At 50.0% G+C, this 16,356-nt stretch carries 15 protein-coding genes; 10 read left to right on the plus strand and 5 right to left on the minus strand.

The window, feature by feature from the left end; genetic code table 11:
* Positions 1–142: 142 nt before the first annotated feature.
* The 5 genes from pgl (at position 143) to mdtI (ending at position 4,838) form a co-directional block, all read left to right on the plus strand.
* On the plus strand, positions 143–838 hold the full coding sequence (pgl, locus tag DSM2777_RS09870; RefSeq protein WP_061553849.1) for a 6-phosphogluconolactonase: 696 nt from the start codon (positions 143–145) through the stop codon (positions 836–838).
* 7 nt (positions 839–845) lie between these two features.
* Complete coding sequence (gene edd / locus DSM2777_RS09875) at positions 846–2,660, plus strand: phosphogluconate dehydratase (protein WP_061553850.1); 1,815 nt, start codon at positions 846–848, stop codon at positions 2,658–2,660.
* A 170-nt stretch (positions 2,661–2,830) separates the two neighbouring features.
* The gene (locus tag DSM2777_RS09880) at positions 2,831–3,472 is read left to right on the plus strand and encodes a bifunctional 4-hydroxy-2-oxoglutarate aldolase/2-dehydro-3-deoxy-phosphogluconate aldolase (RefSeq protein ID WP_025801952.1); all 642 of its coding nucleotides are present in this window, start codon (positions 2,831–2,833) and stop codon (positions 3,470–3,472) included.
* Between the two features lie 621 nt (positions 3,473–4,093).
* Positions 4,094–4,522, plus strand: coding sequence for a multidrug/spermidine efflux SMR transporter subunit MdtJ (gene mdtJ / locus DSM2777_RS09885; RefSeq protein WP_046457714.1), 429 nt, complete (start codon positions 4,094–4,096; stop codon positions 4,520–4,522).
* A complete protein-coding gene (gene mdtI / locus DSM2777_RS09890; RefSeq protein ID WP_025801956.1) occupies positions 4,509–4,838 on the plus strand; it encodes a multidrug/spermidine efflux SMR transporter subunit MdtI in 330 nt (109 codons plus the stop codon). Before mdtJ ends, mdtI begins: the two co-directional genes overlap by 14 nt.
* 50 nt (positions 4,839–4,888) lie before the next feature.
* Here mdtI and DSM2777_RS09895 read toward each other — a convergent pair whose 3' ends face one another.
* The 4 genes from DSM2777_RS09895 to DSM2777_RS09910 form a co-directional block, all read right to left on the minus strand.
* Positions 4,889–6,073 (minus strand): MalY/PatB family protein, encoded by a 1,185-nt coding sequence (locus DSM2777_RS09895; RefSeq protein ID WP_061553851.1) that lies wholly within the window; start codon positions 6,071–6,073, stop codon positions 4,889–4,891.
* Positions 6,074–6,093: 20 nt separating this feature from the next.
* Positions 6,094–7,530, minus strand: coding sequence for a Na+/H+ antiporter NhaC (gene nhaC, locus DSM2777_RS09900; RefSeq protein WP_061553852.1), 1,437 nt, complete (start codon positions 7,528–7,530; stop codon positions 6,094–6,096).
* A gap of 139 nt (positions 7,531–7,669) precedes the next feature.
* Positions 7,670–8,680, minus strand: coding sequence for a LacI family DNA-binding transcriptional regulator (locus DSM2777_RS09905; protein WP_061553853.1), 1,011 nt, complete (start codon positions 8,678–8,680; stop codon positions 7,670–7,672).
* A 3-nt stretch (positions 8,681–8,683) separates the two neighbouring features.
* Positions 8,684–9,028, minus strand: coding sequence for a RidA family protein (locus DSM2777_RS09910; RefSeq protein WP_025801958.1), 345 nt, complete (start codon positions 9,026–9,028; stop codon positions 8,684–8,686).
* 137 nt (positions 9,029–9,165) lie between these two features.
* Here DSM2777_RS09910 and DSM2777_RS09915 point away from each other — a divergent pair, with 137 nt between their 5' ends.
* The 4 genes from DSM2777_RS09915 (at position 9,166) to DSM2777_RS09930 (ending at position 13,096) form a co-directional block, all read left to right on the plus strand.
* On the plus strand, positions 9,166–9,483 hold the full coding sequence (locus DSM2777_RS09915; protein ID WP_025801959.1) for a monooxygenase: 318 nt from the start codon (positions 9,166–9,168) through the stop codon (positions 9,481–9,483).
* Between the two features lie 136 nt (positions 9,484–9,619).
* Positions 9,620–11,539, plus strand: coding sequence for a DNA repair helicase YoaA (locus tag DSM2777_RS09920; RefSeq protein ID WP_061553854.1), 1,920 nt, complete (start codon positions 9,620–9,622; stop codon positions 11,537–11,539).
* A 177-nt stretch (positions 11,540–11,716) separates the two neighbouring features.
* Entirely contained in the window at positions 11,717–12,418 is a 702-nt protein-coding gene (gene tsaB / locus DSM2777_RS09925; RefSeq protein WP_046458145.1) for a tRNA (adenosine(37)-N6)-threonylcarbamoyltransferase complex dimerization subunit type 1 TsaB, read from the plus strand.
* 66 nt (positions 12,419–12,484) lie between these two features.
* Entirely contained in the window at positions 12,485–13,096 is a 612-nt protein-coding gene (locus tag DSM2777_RS09930) for a Slp family lipoprotein (RefSeq protein WP_061553855.1), read from the plus strand.
* 79 nt (positions 13,097–13,175) lie between these two features.
* Here DSM2777_RS09930 and rluF read toward each other — a convergent pair whose 3' ends face one another.
* Positions 13,176–14,054 carry a 23S rRNA pseudouridine(2604) synthase RluF gene (gene rluF / locus DSM2777_RS09935; protein ID WP_061553856.1) on the minus strand — a complete coding sequence of 293 codons (879 nt, stop codon included), beginning with the start codon at positions 14,052–14,054 and terminating at the stop codon, positions 13,176–13,178.
* 507 nt (positions 14,055–14,561) lie between these two features.
* Here rluF and fadD point away from each other — a divergent pair.
* On the plus strand, positions 14,562–16,247 hold the full coding sequence (gene fadD, locus DSM2777_RS09945) for a long-chain-fatty-acid--CoA ligase FadD (protein ID WP_061555373.1): 1,686 nt from the start codon (positions 14,562–14,564) through the stop codon (positions 16,245–16,247).
* Positions 16,248–16,356: the final 109 nt, after the last annotated feature.

A 16,356-nucleotide genomic window follows, 5' to 3' on the forward strand; every position in this document is an offset into this window, starting at 1 on the left:
GGCATACTTGAAGTTGCATCGGTGTTGGCTGCACTCGTTCACCCGAATCACTTACTTGAGTAAGCTCATCGGGATTCGCTCGTTTGCCGCCTTGATGCAACACCAATTATTTTGGGTATAGGACAGTTTAGGAGAGGTTGAAATGGCACAGTTTAAGGAATTTCCGAGCGCACAGGCGCTCAACGAACAGTTTGCTGAGGAAATAGCCGCAGCTCTGAGCCACAGCATTAGCGCTCAGGGAGAAGCCAGTCTAGTCGTGTCGGGTGGTCGTACACCGCTAGGACTGTTCGAGGCGTTAACTCAGCAAGCCATTGAGTGGAGCAAGGTCACCATCACCTTAGCGGATGAGCGTTGGGTCGATGCAAATGATGATTCCAGTAACGAAAAGCTGGTTCGAGAACATTTGCTGAAGGGTCACGCCGCAACCGCGAAGTTTGTTGGTTTGAAGAATAGTCATGCCACCCCGTTTGCCGGAGCCGCAGACACCGAACGTGCGTTGCAATCTATTGCTCGTCCGTTTGATGTTGTGATCCTCGGCATGGGTGATGATGGCCATACCGCTTCACTCTTCCCTGGGGCAGAGAATCTGTTCCCAGCTCTCGCGATGGATTCTGGCCGAGTCTGCATGGGGATGACCCCGCTGACCGCGCCACTCGATCGTATCACCCTAACACTTCCGGCTCTGCTCAATAGCCGCCATATCTACCTGCATGTGGTAGGTGGCGGCAAGCGTGATGTTTATCAGCGCGCAATTCAGGGTACGGATGTGAATGAGATGCCGATCCGCGCAGTGTTACATCAAACACAAACGCCGGTCGACATCTACTGGACGGCATGAGGCAGCAATGAACCCAACAGTATCCCGAGTTACTCAACGCATTATTGAACGCTCTCGCGACAGTCGTGCGGCCTATTTGGCCAAAATCGAAAAAGCGCGCAGCAAGAAGGTACATCGTTCTCAGTTAGCCTGCGGCAACTTGGCACACGGTTTCGCCGCTTGTGGTCAGGATGATAAAGCGTCTCTGACCAGCATGATCAAGAGCAATATCGGCATCGTGACTTCTTATAACGATATGCTTTCGGCGCACCAACCCTATGAAACCTATCCTGAGCAGATCAAAGCCGCGCTGCATTCGGTTGGTGCAGTAGGGCAAGTCGCCGCTGGTGTACCCGCGATGTGCGATGGTGTAACTCAGGGACAGGACGGCATGGAGCTCTCATTAATGAGTCGCGAAGTGATTGCCATGTCCGCCGCTGTGGGGCTTTCGCACAATATGTTTGACGGCGCGCTGTATCTTGGCGTGTGCGACAAAATTGTGCCGGGTCTGTTTATGGCCGCGATGTCTTTCGGCCATTTACCGACCCTGTTCGTGCCAGCCGGTCCAATGCCGAGCGGTTTGCCTAATAAAGAAAAAGTCCGTGTTCGCCAACTGTACGCGGAAGGCAAACTGGGCCGTGATGCACTGCTTGAAGCTGAAGCCGCGTCTTACCATGCGCCGGGCACCTGTACTTTCTATGGTACGGCGAACTCCAATCAGATGGTGATTGAAGTGATGGGCCTGCATTTACCGGGTTCATCTTTCGTTCAGCCAGATATGCCATTACGTGCAGCATTAACCGATGCGGCAGCGCGTCAGGTGACTCGCATGACGGAGACGAGCGGCAATTATGTGCCGGTGGGCCGCATGGTTGACGAGAAAGTCATCGTGAACGGTATTATCGCTCTGCTGGCAACCGGTGGTTCTACCAACCACACCATGCATTTGGTGGCGATGGCACGTGCTGCGGGCATTCATATTAATTGGGATGATTTCTCTGACCTGTCTGACGTGGTGCCATTGATGTGCCGCATCTATCCAAACGGTCCAGCAGATATCAACCATTTCCAAGCGGCAGGCGGTGTGCCTGTGCTGGTCAAAGAGCTGTTGAAAGGCGGCTTGCTGCATGAAGATGTTGAAACCGTTGCTGGCAACGGTTTGAGCCGTTATACCCAAGAGCCTTTCTTGGAAGAGGGCAAGCTGGTATATCGCCCAGGTCCTGAAAAATCCCATGACAGCAATGTCATTGCTAGCTTTGCAGCACCGTTTGAATCTCACGGTGGTACAAAAGTGCTGACGGGCAACTTAGGCCGCGCCGTGATGAAAACCTCTGCGGTGCCTGCTGATAACCAAATTATTGAAGCTCCTGCGGTGGTATTCCACAGCCAGCACGACGTGGTTCCTGCGTTTGAAGCCGGTAAACTGGACAAAGACTGTGTGGTCGTTGTGCGTTATCAAGGCCCACGCGCTATCGGTATGCCTGAACTGCACAAACTGATGCCACCATTAGGCGTTCTGATGGATCGCGGACTGAAAGTGGCATTGGTCACCGATGGCCGTCTGTCTGGCGCTTCTGGCAAAGTCCCATCAGCAATCCATGTTACCCCTGAGGCTTATTCAGGTGGTCTGCTGGCGAAAGTCCGTGACGGCGATATGGTTCGTGTTAACGGTAAAACCGGCGAGCTTACTTTGCTGGTGGATGAGGCTGAATTGGCGAGCCGTGAACTGGTTCACCCGGATTTGTCTGAACTGCACGATGGTTCAGGCCGTGAGATGTTTGCCGCGCTGCGTGAACAGCTCTCCGGTGCCGAAGAAGGCGCTAGCTGCATTAAATTCTATTAATTCTATGACGCGGGCTTAATGCGAGCTCGCGTTAATGATTCTTTTTGGCGTTGTGTACCCCAATTATGCGTTTCGTATTAAGAAAGAGGGGTATGGCAAGGTTTTCCTGTTTGAAAACAACAACGCCAGCCATAAACCATGCCGCAAGGCACCATGGAGATAATAAGCAGATGAAAAACTGGAAAGTAAGCGCCGAGTCAATCATGACAGCCGGCCCGGTTGTACCTGTAATCGTTATTAAAAAAATTGAGCAGGCCGTGCCTTTGGCAAAGGCGCTGGTTGCCGGTGGCGTTCGTGTGCTGGAAGTGACCCTGCGTACCGAGTGTGCGGTTGAGGCTATTCGCCTGATCGCCAAAGAAGTTCCAGAAGCTATCGTGGGCGCGGGTACCGTTACCAACGCTAAACAGCTGGCTGACGTCACCGAAGCCGGTGCTCAGTTTGCTATCAGCCCAGGCCTAACTGCTGATTTGCTGAAAGCAGCGACTGCGGGTTCAATCCCACTGATCCCTGGTATTAGCACCGTTTCAGAATTGATGCTGGGTATGGATCACGGCTTGAAAGAATTCAAATTCTTCCCAGCTGAAGCTAACGGCGGCGTTAAAGCATTACAGGCTATCGCTGGCCCATTCTCTCACGTTCGTTTCTGCCCAACTGGCGGTATCAACCCACAAAACTATCGTGACTATCTGGCACTGAAAAGCGTGCTGTGCATCGGTGGTTCTTGGTTGATCCCTAACGATGCGTTGGACAACGGCGACTACGCACGTATCACTGAACTGGCTAAAGAAGCGGTTGCAGGCGCAAAAGCGTAAAATATTTTGACCATTTTTTGTGAGCACAAAAAGCGTTGTTTTATGCACGCTGCATAATAGTTAAGCAACGCTAACTCGTTGAGGCTCCACAGAAATCAAGCCATCCTTTTTGGGTGGCTTTCTTTTTTAATTATCTAACTTGCTTATTTATATTCATTTTTCTGTGAAAACTTGCAAAAAGGCGGTTTGCTTAATAAAATTGCCTATGATACAAATAATGCAGTTAATTAAACCTGATGAGGACACTGAACAAACCGTATGGTAGGGAGTAGGTACGGGGGGAAGATGTAAACTATTATGAAAACTCACAATCGCTTGATGATTAAAACTTCTACATATCTCTTATTCATTTCTACAACGCTTTCTAGTGAGCATCACTGGTGTAGCGAGCTTTAGCTTCTTTCTCCACTTACGGTAGCTGATAAAACCAGCAACTCAGCCAGATGTTGTCTGCGTTTTTCCTAACCGAATAATTCTTACCGATCCGTATTTAACATCGGAACGCCAATGATGGTTTTCTGCAATGTTATTTAGCCTTACTGCGCCTATTTACGAGCCTGATAGGGTTAAACATTAAAAAATAACGGGTCGAATAAAAAATAAAACTCTGTGGAGAGAAAAATGATTTATTGGATCTTTTTGGCATGTGCCATCGCGGCCGAAATTATCGGTACGCTATCAATGAAGTGGGCGAGTCTGAGCGGCGGCATGACGGGTAATATCGTTATGCTAGTTATGATCACCATCTCTTATATCTTACTTTCTTTTGCGGTGAAGCGTGTTGCCTTAGGCGTTGCTTATGCACTGTGGGAAGGTATCGGTATTCTGTTTATTACCTTGTTCAGCGTACTGTGGTTTGACGAAAGTATGTCCATGATGAAATTGATGGGCTTGGTTACGCTGATTGCGGGTATCGCGCTGGTTAAATCGGGTACGGTCAAAACTAAAAAACCATCTGCCAAAACAGGTGAACAGAAAAGCGCCGTAGCGATGAAAAACAAACCTGCGCAAACAAAAACTAACGTAGGAGGCAATCATGCAACAGCTTGAGTGGTTCCATATCGCGTGGTTAGCATTTGCAGTCGTATTAGAAATTTTAGCTAATATCTTCCTAAAATGGTCAGACGGTTTCCGCCGTATCTGGATGGGGTTGCTGTCGTTGGCCGCGGTGTTAGGTGCATTTAGCTCCTTGTCACAGGCGGTAAAAGGTATCGAACTGTCTGTCGCGTATGCGCTGTGGGGCGGTTTTGGTATCGCGGCCACGGTGGCTGCCGGTTGGATACTGTTCGGCCAGCGTTTGAATAAAAAAGGTTGGGCGGGGCTAACCCTGCTGCTGGCTGGCATGATTATGATTAAGCTGGCGTAATAATTTTCAAGTAAAACAAAAGGCTGCCATTGTGCAGCCTTTTTTGTCTCTTAAAGCTGAGGTTTGATGCGCATTAAACCTTCAATCGCCAGTTCAAGGTAGCGACGAGGGCAACCCAGATTTAGGCGAATAAAGCCCGAGCCGTGAGGGCCGAATCCAGCGCCCATGGAGGGTGCAATGCCCGCGCAATCAGTCATGATCGCCTTTAACTCGTCATCGTTAACGTTTAGCGAGCGGCAGTCCATCCAAATAAGATAGGTTCCCTGCGCCGGTGATATATTCGCCCACGGTAAATGAGTCTTAACCTGTTCGACAAACCACTCTCTGTTAGCCGCCAGATAGGCCAACATCTCGTCCAGCCACTGGGCTGAGCTGCGGTAAGCTGCGCTGGCTGCCTCCATGGAAAGTGCATTGAATACGTCTAAGCCGTGCGCGTTTAAACGCTCAATGAAGCGAGACTTTATGTCTTTATTGGGGATCAGGAAGTTAGAGATCCGTAATGAAGATAGGCCAAAAGTTTTACTGGCGGAGGTGGCCGCAACTACGCGCGAGTGCCAACGCTCGCCCAGATGCAGTACCGAAGTAAACGTCGAACCAGGTAATAGTAGGTCAGCCCAAATTTCGTCAGACAGCACGGTGACATCATATTTTTCACATAGCGTTAGCAGTTGGGTAAGCTCATCTCTTGACCAGCAACGCCCCGTTGGATTGTGTGGATTACATAGGAGGAATAGCGCTGGCTTTTGCTCACGGAATAGCGTTTCTAAGTGCGCATAGTCCATGATGTAACCCTGCTCTGAATCTTCAATGAGGGGATTTTCGAGGAGTTTTCGCTGATTGAGCTGGATGATTTTTGCAAAGGAACCATAGTAGGGCCCTTGAACGACGACGCTGTCGCCTGATTGACTCAGCATTTGAATTAATAGCGACAGTCCAGGAACCACGCCTTCAATACTGCAAATCCAGTCGGGATGAATCGCTAACTGATGGCGACGGGTAAACCAGTTTATCAGTGCGGAGTAATAGCCCTCGTCGCGCTCGCTGTAGCCGAAAACGCCGTGGTCGACACGCTGATGCAGCGCTTCAAGTACCTTGGGTGGGCAGGCAAAGTCGAAGTCAGAAACCCACATCGGTAACAAATTATGCGTATGCATATTCTGATAGCGATCCATGAAATCCCATTTCACCGAGCCGGTCGCGTGGCGATTGATAACAACATCAAAATTAGTTTTCATTACAAAATCTCCTAACGGTTCTATTTTGCCATCTGCGGGGCAGGTTGAGTCTTGGCAATACCAAAACCGGTGAAGCCGTAAATTAGGGCAAAGAAAATGGCCGAGTAGCATTGAACCGCCCAAGGCAATAAATCGAGCGTGCTCACGCCGAGCGTGGTTGCCATATAGACACCGGCAGCGGTCCATGGGATCAGCGGCTCCATGACCGTACCGGCATCTTCGATGGTGCGTGAAAGGTTTTTGGTATCAAGCCCCATGCGACGATAAGCATCTTGATAAAGTTCGGCAGGAACCAGCAGCGCCAGCTTGCCGTCGCTGGTCGCGCCGGTTACCAGAATGGTGGTGCCAATAGTGGCTGCAATCAGCTGGCCAACAGAGTGGATCACAGTCAGTAAGCGATTGATGATTATCGTCAGAGAACCCGTGAGCGTTAGGGCTCCAGCGAATGAGAATGCGCAGAAGACCAGTAGAATGGTGCTCATCATGGAGAACAAGCCACCACGATTTAGTAGGCGAGGTACGTCAGCGATAATGCCTTCAGAGCCTTGCGGGAACATAGAAAGATTAAAGCCATCCATGAAGGCGTCTAGACCTTGCTTAACACTTAAGCCTTGAAGCCAAACCCCAAGAATAATGGCTAAAACACAGGCAGAGAGCATCAATGGTATGACGGGTTTTTTACCGAACGCGCCCCACAACACAATGACCGGAGGAAGAATTAGCACAATATTGAAATGGTAGAGGCCGTCCAGCGCAGTAATAATATCGGTGACGCGCTGAGGTGTGGCCACTTCTCCCAGCATACTGCTGTGTCCTGCAATCAAATAAACAATGGCGGCTAGGATGAAGCTAGGGATGGTGGTGTACATCAAATGCTGGATATGCTCAAACAGCGTGGTATCGGCGACGATAGCCGCGAAGTTAGTCGAGTCAGACAGCGGAGAGATTTTGTCACCAAAATACGCGCCTGATACTACCGCGCCAGCCGCAGCGGGCAAGGAAACATCCAACCCTGAAGCCACGCCCATCAAGGCGACACCCACGGTGCCAGCTGAGCCCCACGAGGTTCCCGTGCACACAGACACTATGCTGGTTAAGAAGAAAGCGGCAATTAAAATATACTGTGGACTGATGAGTTTTAATCCCCAATACACCATATATGGAATGGTGCCGCTGAACATCCATGTGCCGATTAGCCCACCGACGCAGATAAGGATCATTACAACGGGCATCGCTTTAGCCAATTTGCTAACGATGGAGTTAATCACATCATCCCAACAATAGCCTTGCCAATAGGCTAAACCCGCTGCGATGGCGGCAGAGCATAAAAGCAGAGGTTCGATACGCAACCCCATCACACCATAGCCTACGATGAGCAGCGTCAGCATGGAAATTATGGGGATTAAAGCCAGCCCGAGAGAGAGCGTTTTTTTGTTGTTGTTTTCTTTCGCATTCATGATGGTGCTCCAGATTTGTAGGATTGGCTTAGCGTAAAGGTAATGGGGGTATTCAAATGTGATCGAAAGAAAACTGCCATGTAATCGCTTACATGGTGATTTGAAATGAGAGGTATATCACGATTGTTACCGTTGACGGCTAAATTGACTGACTTAAACCAATAACCGAGTCGCGCTCGACTAACCCAGCTTCGAAACGTAGGGAGCGGGGCGGTGGGGTTTGTTGTTGAGAAAGTTGAATGGCGAGCATCGCGGCACGACGGGCCATGCGTTCGATAGGATAGTGCATGGTTGTCAAAGCCGGATAGAGATACCGCGCTAAGACCACATCGTCAAACCCAATGAGCGAGAGTTGTTCCGGCAAGCGAATATCACGCTGATGCAATGCGCGCATCATGCCTGCCGCCATCACATCGTTAAAGGTAAAGGCCGCAGTGAAAGGAACGCCGCTATCTAACAGCTTTTGCGCCGCGATCTCACCGCCTTCTTCATTAAATGGGACGCTGATAATCCAGTTTTTTTCCGGCGTGATACCGTACTCTGCCAGCGCTATGCGATAGCCTTCGAGCCGTTGTTGTCGATCGTCAATCGGTAAGTCTGAGGTGACGCATGCAATACAGCGATGGCCTTTTTGCAGCAGATGGCGGGTAGCTTCTTGCGCCGCCGACTGATTGTCTAACCAGACACAGCGATTTGCCGAGGAGGCGATATAGCGATTAACGATCACCATAGCCGGAGAATGCGCACTGTAGCGAATCAGCTCCTGATCGGACATGCGAGTTGCGTGAACGACAATGGCCTCGCAGCCTTGATTAATCAGGAAATCTAATCCTGTTTTTTCAAGTTCGGCTTGATGACCTCCACTGCATACCATAAGACGGAAGCCTTGTTGGCGAGCAACTTCCTCAACCCCTCGAGCCAAGCGGGCAAAAAACGGGTCGGCTAAATTCCCTGTTAATAGCCCTAACATGTCACCGCTACGTTTCGCTAATGCCAGCGCCGCGGCGTTACGCCGGTAATTCAGGTCGCGCATGGCTTTCTCCACCCGCTCTCTGGTTACCGGCTCAACGTAAGATGTCTGATTAATAACCCGCGATACGGTTGCCGTAGAGACACCTGCATGTAGGGCTACATCTTTCATCGTCGCCATAGATTAACGTGCCGCGATAATCTTGATTTCAACTTTGTATTTAGGGTTCATCAATTTGGCCTGAACGGTACAGCGTACTGGCGCTTTACCTGCGGGCACCCAAGCATCCCATGCGGCGTTCATTGCCTGAAAATCGTCGCCGTCAGCCAAGAAAATGGTGGCATCAAGAATGCGGGTTTTATCCGTGCCCAGCTGATTCAGGATCATATCAATAGCGGCCAATGCGTTGGCGGTCTGTGACGTTGCATCGTCGTCCAGATTTTCAGGAACGCTGGTGTAATAGATAGTGTCGTTGAAGACAGTGGCGTCAGACCAGCGCTTTTCTGGATTGATACGTTCAATAGACATTAGTAACTCCTTGTAGGTTCTACAACATGACAATCCGTTGAGTATATAGAAAACGGATGAAAAACACTGCTTTCAGTGGCAAGTATGTGGCATTCTCAAAGAGAGAGACAGGAACTGAAAAACATAAGGAGTCACAGATGACCGTATTATTGCAAATCGATTTTAAAATGCCGGGAGAAATGCTAGGTGATCGCTTGGCCGAAATGGCAACGCCGTTGGCGCAGAGCATCACGCAAGAGCCGGGTTTTATCTCAAAAATCTGGACTGAAAATGTCGATGCCGGTGAAGCCGGTGGTATTTACCTGTTCAGCGATAAAACGAGCGCGGAGCAATACGCCGCTATGCACATCAAACGTGTGGCACAGATGGGCGCGACCGATATTCGCAGCCGCATTTTTGATATTAACGTTCCTCTAACGCATATTACGCGTGGGAATCTTAAACCGGCAAGCTAAGTGATATTTGTATTGATGTTTCTATCAAGGCCGCCTTCGGGCGGCCTTAGTCATATATAGGCTTGCATCAAAGTAGGTGGTTGTTACTGTCAACACTTGGCATAATCACGCCTTCACAAAAAGAAAGAGAGGCTGTGTGACAGACGATTTCGCGCCCGATGGCATCCTAACTAAAGCGATACGGGGTTTTAAACCGCGTGAAGCACAACAACATATGGCCGAAGCTGTCACCAAAGCGATTCAATTCAAAGAAGAGTTAGTGGTTGAAGCGGGAACCGGAACGGGGAAAACCTATGCTTATTTGGTTCCTGCCCTGCGTTCTGGCGCAAAAGTGATTATCTCTACCGGTTCTAAAGCGCTACAGGATCAGCTGTATGCCCGCGATTTGCCCACCGTTCGCGATGCGTTGAAGTTCGCAGGAAAGCTTGCCTTACTGAAAGGGCGCTCGAACTATTTATGTCTCGAGCGTTTAGAACAACAATCTATGGTTGGCGGCGAGTTGGCTTCTGATGCGCTATCCGATCTTATGCACCTGCGCGGTTGGTCAATCCAAACGGAAGACGGTGACGTCAGTAACTGCCATGGCGTATCGGAAGACAGTACGATCTGGCCACTCGTCACCGGCACCAATGACAACTGTTTGGGCAGCGACTGCCCACAATACAAAGATTGTTTCGTCGTCAAAGCGCGTCGTCGGGCGATGGATGCTGACATCATCGTGGTGAACCACCATCTGTTTTTAGCCGATCTGGTGGTGAAAGAAACCGGATTTGGTGAGCTTATCCCCGATGCTGATGTCATGATCTTCGATGAAGCCCATCAGCTACCTGATATCGCCAGCCAGTATTTCGGCCAGCAATTGACCAGCCGCCAACTGATGGATTTGGCTAAAGACATTACGATTGCCTACCGCACGGAAGTTCGTGACACCGCACAGCTGCAAAAATGCGCCGACAGACTAAGCCAGAGCGCGCAAGATTTTCGTCTGGCGCTCGGCGATCCCGGCTATCGCGGAAATTTACGTGAGGCTTTAGCATTACCGGAAGTGCAGCGTGCCTTGGTGCTGCTCGATGATGCTTTAGAGCTTTGCTATGACGTGGTGAAAATGTCCCTCGGACGTTCAGCGTTACTCGACGCCGCGTTTGAGCGAGCCACGCTATACCGTAACCGCTTGAAGCGCCTGCGTGATGTGTCGATTCCCGGCTATAGCTACTGGTATGAATGCAACTCACGCCATTTTGTGATGGCGCTGACGCCGCTCACCGTGGCGGAAAAATTCAGTGAAGTCATGAAAGAGAAGCCGGGCTCATGGATCTTCACCTCGGCAACGCTGGCGGTGAACGACGATGTTTCTCATTTCACGGCGCGGTTAGGTTTAAATAAAGCCAAAAGCTTATTACTGCCGAGCCCGTTCGATTACGCCAACCAAGCGATGCTGTGCGTGCCTCGCTTTTTACCCACGCCGAATCAGCGTGGCGCGGCGCGTCAACTGGCGAGAATGTTAAGGCCGGTGATTGAGGCTAACGAAGGGCGCTGTTTCTTCCTGTGTACGTCACACGCCATGATGCGTGATTTAGCGGAAGAGTTTCGAGCCACGATGACGCTGCCGGTGCTATTACAAGGCGAAACCAGTAAACCTCGCTTACTGGCCGAGTTCGTGGCTGCCGGTAACGCATTGTTAGTCGCCACCAGTAGTTTCTGGGAGGGGGTAGACGTGCGCGGTGATACGTTATCCTGCGTCATTATCGATAAGCTCCCGTTTACCTCACCGGACGATCCGTTGCTGAAAGCGCGAATCGAAGACTGCCGAATTCGCGGCGGCGATCCTTTTGCCGAAGTGCAACTGCCTGATGCGGTGATTACGCTCAAACAGGGCGTGGGGCGTTTAATTCGTGATACCAGCGATCGCGGCGTGGTGATTATTTGTGATAATCGCTTAGTCATGCGCCCTTACGGTGAAGTTTTCCTAAATAGCCTACCGCCTGCGCCGCGAACGCGGGATCTGAATAAGGTGATTACGTTCCTTAAAGCCGGTAGCCAACCCGAGGCCGATTAACATTTTTCAGTGAGATGGAGCACCACCAGGTGTTTCATCTCTGTTTCGTCGCGAACTTTCTCACTCATATCGATTTATTCAGCGCATCAAACCCTTCAGAAGCATCAAAACACAGGCTGTGCTATGATCCGCATCCTGATTTTTCTTTATTCATTCACTGTCCCGCCCGAGGTTGGCATGTCCACGCGAATTTTAGCGATCGATACGGCAACAGAAGCCTGTTCTGTTGCACTCTGGAATAATGGCGAAAAACATGCGCTGTTTGAAATCTGTCCACGCGAGCATACGCAGCGTATTTTGCCCATGGTGCAGCAGGTGTTGGCTGAATCAGGCGTTACGCTGAATCAACTGGACGCATTGGCTTTTGGCCGTGGTCCGGGCAGTTTTACCGGCGTGCGTATTGGTATCGGTATTGCTCAAGGGTTAGCGATGGGGGCTGAACTGCCGATGATTGGCGTTTCCACGCTGGCCACCATGGCGCAGGGAGCGTTTCGCGTAACCGGCGCCACTCAGGTATTAGCCGCAATTGATGCCCGCATGGGTGAAGTCTATTGGGGACAATACCAGCGACAAGATAATGGCGTGTGGGTAGGAGAGAGCACCGAAGCCGTGCTGACGCCCGATCGCGCACAGCAGAACATCATGGCGTTAAGCGGTGACTGGGCACACGTTGGAACCGGTTGGGGAACTTATCCTGATATGGCGTCTGATACTGCTATTCACTTGATTGACGGCCAAATGTTGCTTCCTCAGGCTGAAGATATGCTGCCTCTTGCGCTGGCCGATTTTGCCTTAGGCAACGTTACCGCGGTAGAAAATGCACAGCCAACCTATTTACGTAATGAAGTGACATGGAAAAAACTACCGGGGCGTGAATAATTCAGGCAACTTCTGTCTAAACTAATAGTCATAAGAACAAGATAGTTAGTTTTTGGAGAATAAAATATGCCTGCAATGCAATGGGTTCGTCGGTTAGTCAGCGTGGCGATCGTTTGTAGCCCGCTGTTGTTGTCTGGGTGTGTGACGATCCCAGACTCAATCAAAGGCACGTCGGCAACGCCGCAGCAGAATTTCGTTGCGGTTCATAACGCGCCGGATCTGTATGTTGGGCAAGAATCTCGCTTTGGCGGTACCGTGGTTAACGTGATTAACCAGAAAGATGCCACCATGCTAGAGATTGCGGTGATGCCATTGGACGATACCGCAAGACCTATCCTGAATCAGCCTTCGGTTGGGCGTTTGATTGCCAAAAGCGCAACATTCTTGGATCCGGTTGATTTCAAAGGTCAGCTCGTGACGGTCGTCGGGCCGCTTACCGGTAGCGTGGAAGGTAAAATAGGTAAAACGCCGTATACCTTTGTCACAATGAACGTGCAGGGCTATCAGCGCTGGCGCATAATTCAGGAAATTGTGATGCCGCCACAGCCGTTTGGCCCGTGGGATTATGGTTATGGTGCCTACGGTCGCGGTGGTTTCTGGGGGCCAGGCTTTGGTCCCGGTTGGGGTTGGTATAACCCAGGCCCAGCCAGAGTGCAAAGCGTGGTAACAGAGAATTAATTTGCTAACGCCTTTAACTATCGATGATTAAAACAAAGCCCCAATTTCGGGGCTTTGTCATTTTGGGGCGCTAGGGCGATTAACGGCCTTTTTTCTTACGACCAGGCTGAGTAAAGCGCTTGCGTGAAGCGGCATCTCCTGCGCCTTTAGCGGCGGTTTTTGGTCCTTTTGCCGGAGCACTTTTAGCCGCCGCGGGTTTTGCCTTCGGCTTGGCTTTTTTGGTCGGTTTGGCTTCAGAAGAAGAGTCTTCAATAGACTTAAACAGCTCGATAAGTTCATCGTCGGTTAAGTCTCGCCATTCGCCTAACGGCAGGCCTGCAAGGCTGACGTTCATGATACGCGTGCGCTCGAGCTTGGTGACCTCATAGCCAAAATGTTCACACATACGGCGAATTTGGCGGTTCAAGCCCTGAACTAAAGTGATACGAAACACAAAGGGCGCTTCTTTTTTCACTTTGCACTTCTTTGTCACCGTACCGAGAATCGGTACGCCTGCGCCCATGCCACGAATAAATTCATCGGTTACCGGTTTATTCACGGTGACCAGATACTCTTTTTCATGGTCATTACCGGCGCGCAGAATTTTATTGACCAGATCGCCGTGGTTGGTGAGGAAAATGATGCCCTGTGAATCCTTGTCTAAGCGACCAATGGGGAAAACGCGGGTGCTATGGTTGACGTAATCAACGATATTATCTTTCTCACCGTTCTCCGTGGTGCTCACAATGCCGACAGGTTTATTGAGCGCAATGAGCACCAAATCGTCGGCGTCACGGGGTTCAATCAACTGGCCATTCACTTTCACTACGTCACCAGCGAAAACCTGATCGCCAATTCCGGCACGTTTACCGTTAATAAATACATGCCCTTGCTCAATGTAGCGATCGGCGTCGCGTCGTGAGCAAATGCCACTTTCACTGATGTATTTGTTCAGACGAGTCGATGAGTTGGTCAGCATGGTTCCCTCCGTAAAACCCCGTTATGCTCCAAGCTGTATGTAGCGCTTGAAATTATTAGGGGATAAAAAGCGGAATATACATGAGTTGAGTCCTGATACGAACAGTGATTTATCACTTCCTGAGATATTGTGTGTTGCATTGGTCACAGTCGCCATCTAGATACGCAATTACAGCGGAAAAAATAAGCGCATGGGCGTTTTTTTAGACTAAAAAATTGCCAATTTTACAAAAAGTTACTCTTTTTGGTATTATATCCACAGCGGCCACGAGGCCGCTTTTTGTTTTTATAGCGGTCTGCCCATTTCTCTATGCTGGGTAAGATCAGAGCAAAAGCCATTTTAGTGATGCATATCGCAACCTGAAAATTGTTTACACATGAACTGGTACGCTGAGTTAAAATTTTGTTAAACATTAGATATTGTTCTGTTGTTTCTCATGGCTAACGGTTCAGGTGTGCGATGCAAACGATGCTTAAACAAGATAACAATAATTACGGGAGAACGACCTTGGAAAAGGTTTGGCTGAAACGGTATCCGGCAGATGTTCCTGCGGAAATCGATCCTGATCAATACACCTCTCTGGTGGAGATGTTCGAGCAGTCGGTGGCGCGTTTTGCTGACCAGCCTGCGTTCATCAACATGGGGCAGGTGATGACCTTCCGTAAGCTTGAAGAGCGCAGCCGTGCATTTGCGGCCTATTTGCAAAATGAGTTAGGGCTGAAGAAGGGCGACCGCGTTGCGTTGATGATGCCTAATCTGTTGCAATATCCCATTGCGCTGTTTGGCGTGCTTCGTGCGGGAATGGTTGTGGTTAACGTTAACCCGCTTTACACCCCGCGAGAATTAGAACATCAGCTGAATGACAGCGGTGCGAGCGCGATTGTGATCGTCTCGAACTTTGCGCATACGCTGGAGAAAGTCGTTTTCAATACGCAGGTGAAGCATGTCATTTTGACCCGTATGGGCGACCAGCTATCGGCGGCAAAAGGGACGTTGGTTAACTTCGTGGTGAAATATATTAAGCGTCTGGTGCCTAAATATAACTTACCCGATGCGATTTCTTTCCGCTCGGCGTTACAACGTGGGCGGCGTCAACAGTACATCAAACCGGATATCACCAATAATGACCTCGCATTTTTGCAATACACCGGCGGTACTACCGGCGTTGCGAAAGGCGCGATGCTGACGCATCGAAATATGCAGGCTAATCTAATCCAATCGCGTGCGGCATATGGTCCATTGCTGAATGAAGGCCATGAGCTGGTGGTGACGGCGCTGCCGCTGTACCACATTTTTGCTTTAACCGTGAACTGTCTGCTGTTTATTGAGATGGGTGGCTGCAACCTGATGATCACCAACCCGCGTGATATTCCCGGCATGGTGAAAGAGCTCAACCGCTATCCATTTACAGCGTTAACAGGCGTCAACACGCTGTTTAATGCGCTGCTGAATAACGAAGATTTTCGTGAATTGGATTTCTCAACGCTGCGTTTGTCAGTCGGCGGTGGGATGTCGGTTCAGCGTTCGGTAGCCGAAAAATGGGAAAAACTCACCGGGCGTCATTTGCTGGAAGGATACGGATTGACGGAGTGCGCGCCATTGGTTTCAGGCAATCCCTACGACTTGAAGCATTACAGCGGCAGTATCGGTCTTCCGGTTCCTTCTACCGACGTGCGTTTGGTCGATGATAATGGCAATGAGGTCCCGCGCGGTGAGGCAGGAGAGCTACAGGTGAAAGGGCCTCAGGTTATGCTTGGTTACTGGCAGCGCCCTGAGGCGACCGACGAAATCCTTAAAGACGGTTGGCTATCGACCGGCGATGTTGTCACCATTGATGATGAGGGCTTCATGCGCATTGTCGATCGCAAAAAAGATATGATATTAGTATCTGGTTTCAATGTTTATCCGAATGAAATCGAAGAAGTCGTCTCAATGCATGATAAAGTGCTTGAGTGCGCAGCGATCGGAGTTCCGAGCGAGGCTTCAGGCGAGATGGTTAAAATCTGCGTTGTGAAGAAAGATCCCTCTCTCACTCGCGATGAGCTGATTGCACACTGTCGTAAACATCTTACCGGCTATAAAGTTCCGAAGAAGGTTGAGTTTTACGATGAGTTGCCAAAGTCTAACGTAGGGAAAATCCTACGCAGAAAATTGCGTGAGGAGCAAGCGGCCTCACAGGAAAGCGCCGCATAGCTTCTCATTATTCTGAGCCGATACTTTGACGCCGGTTGTTACCGGCGTCGTTGTTTGTACCGACTAACTCAGCTGACGTTGTGATGACGTCAGAAATATGAAAATGAGA

Source organism: Obesumbacterium proteus, from assembly GCF_001586165.1.
Lineage (GTDB): Bacteria > Pseudomonadota > Gammaproteobacteria > Enterobacterales > Enterobacteriaceae > Hafnia > Hafnia protea.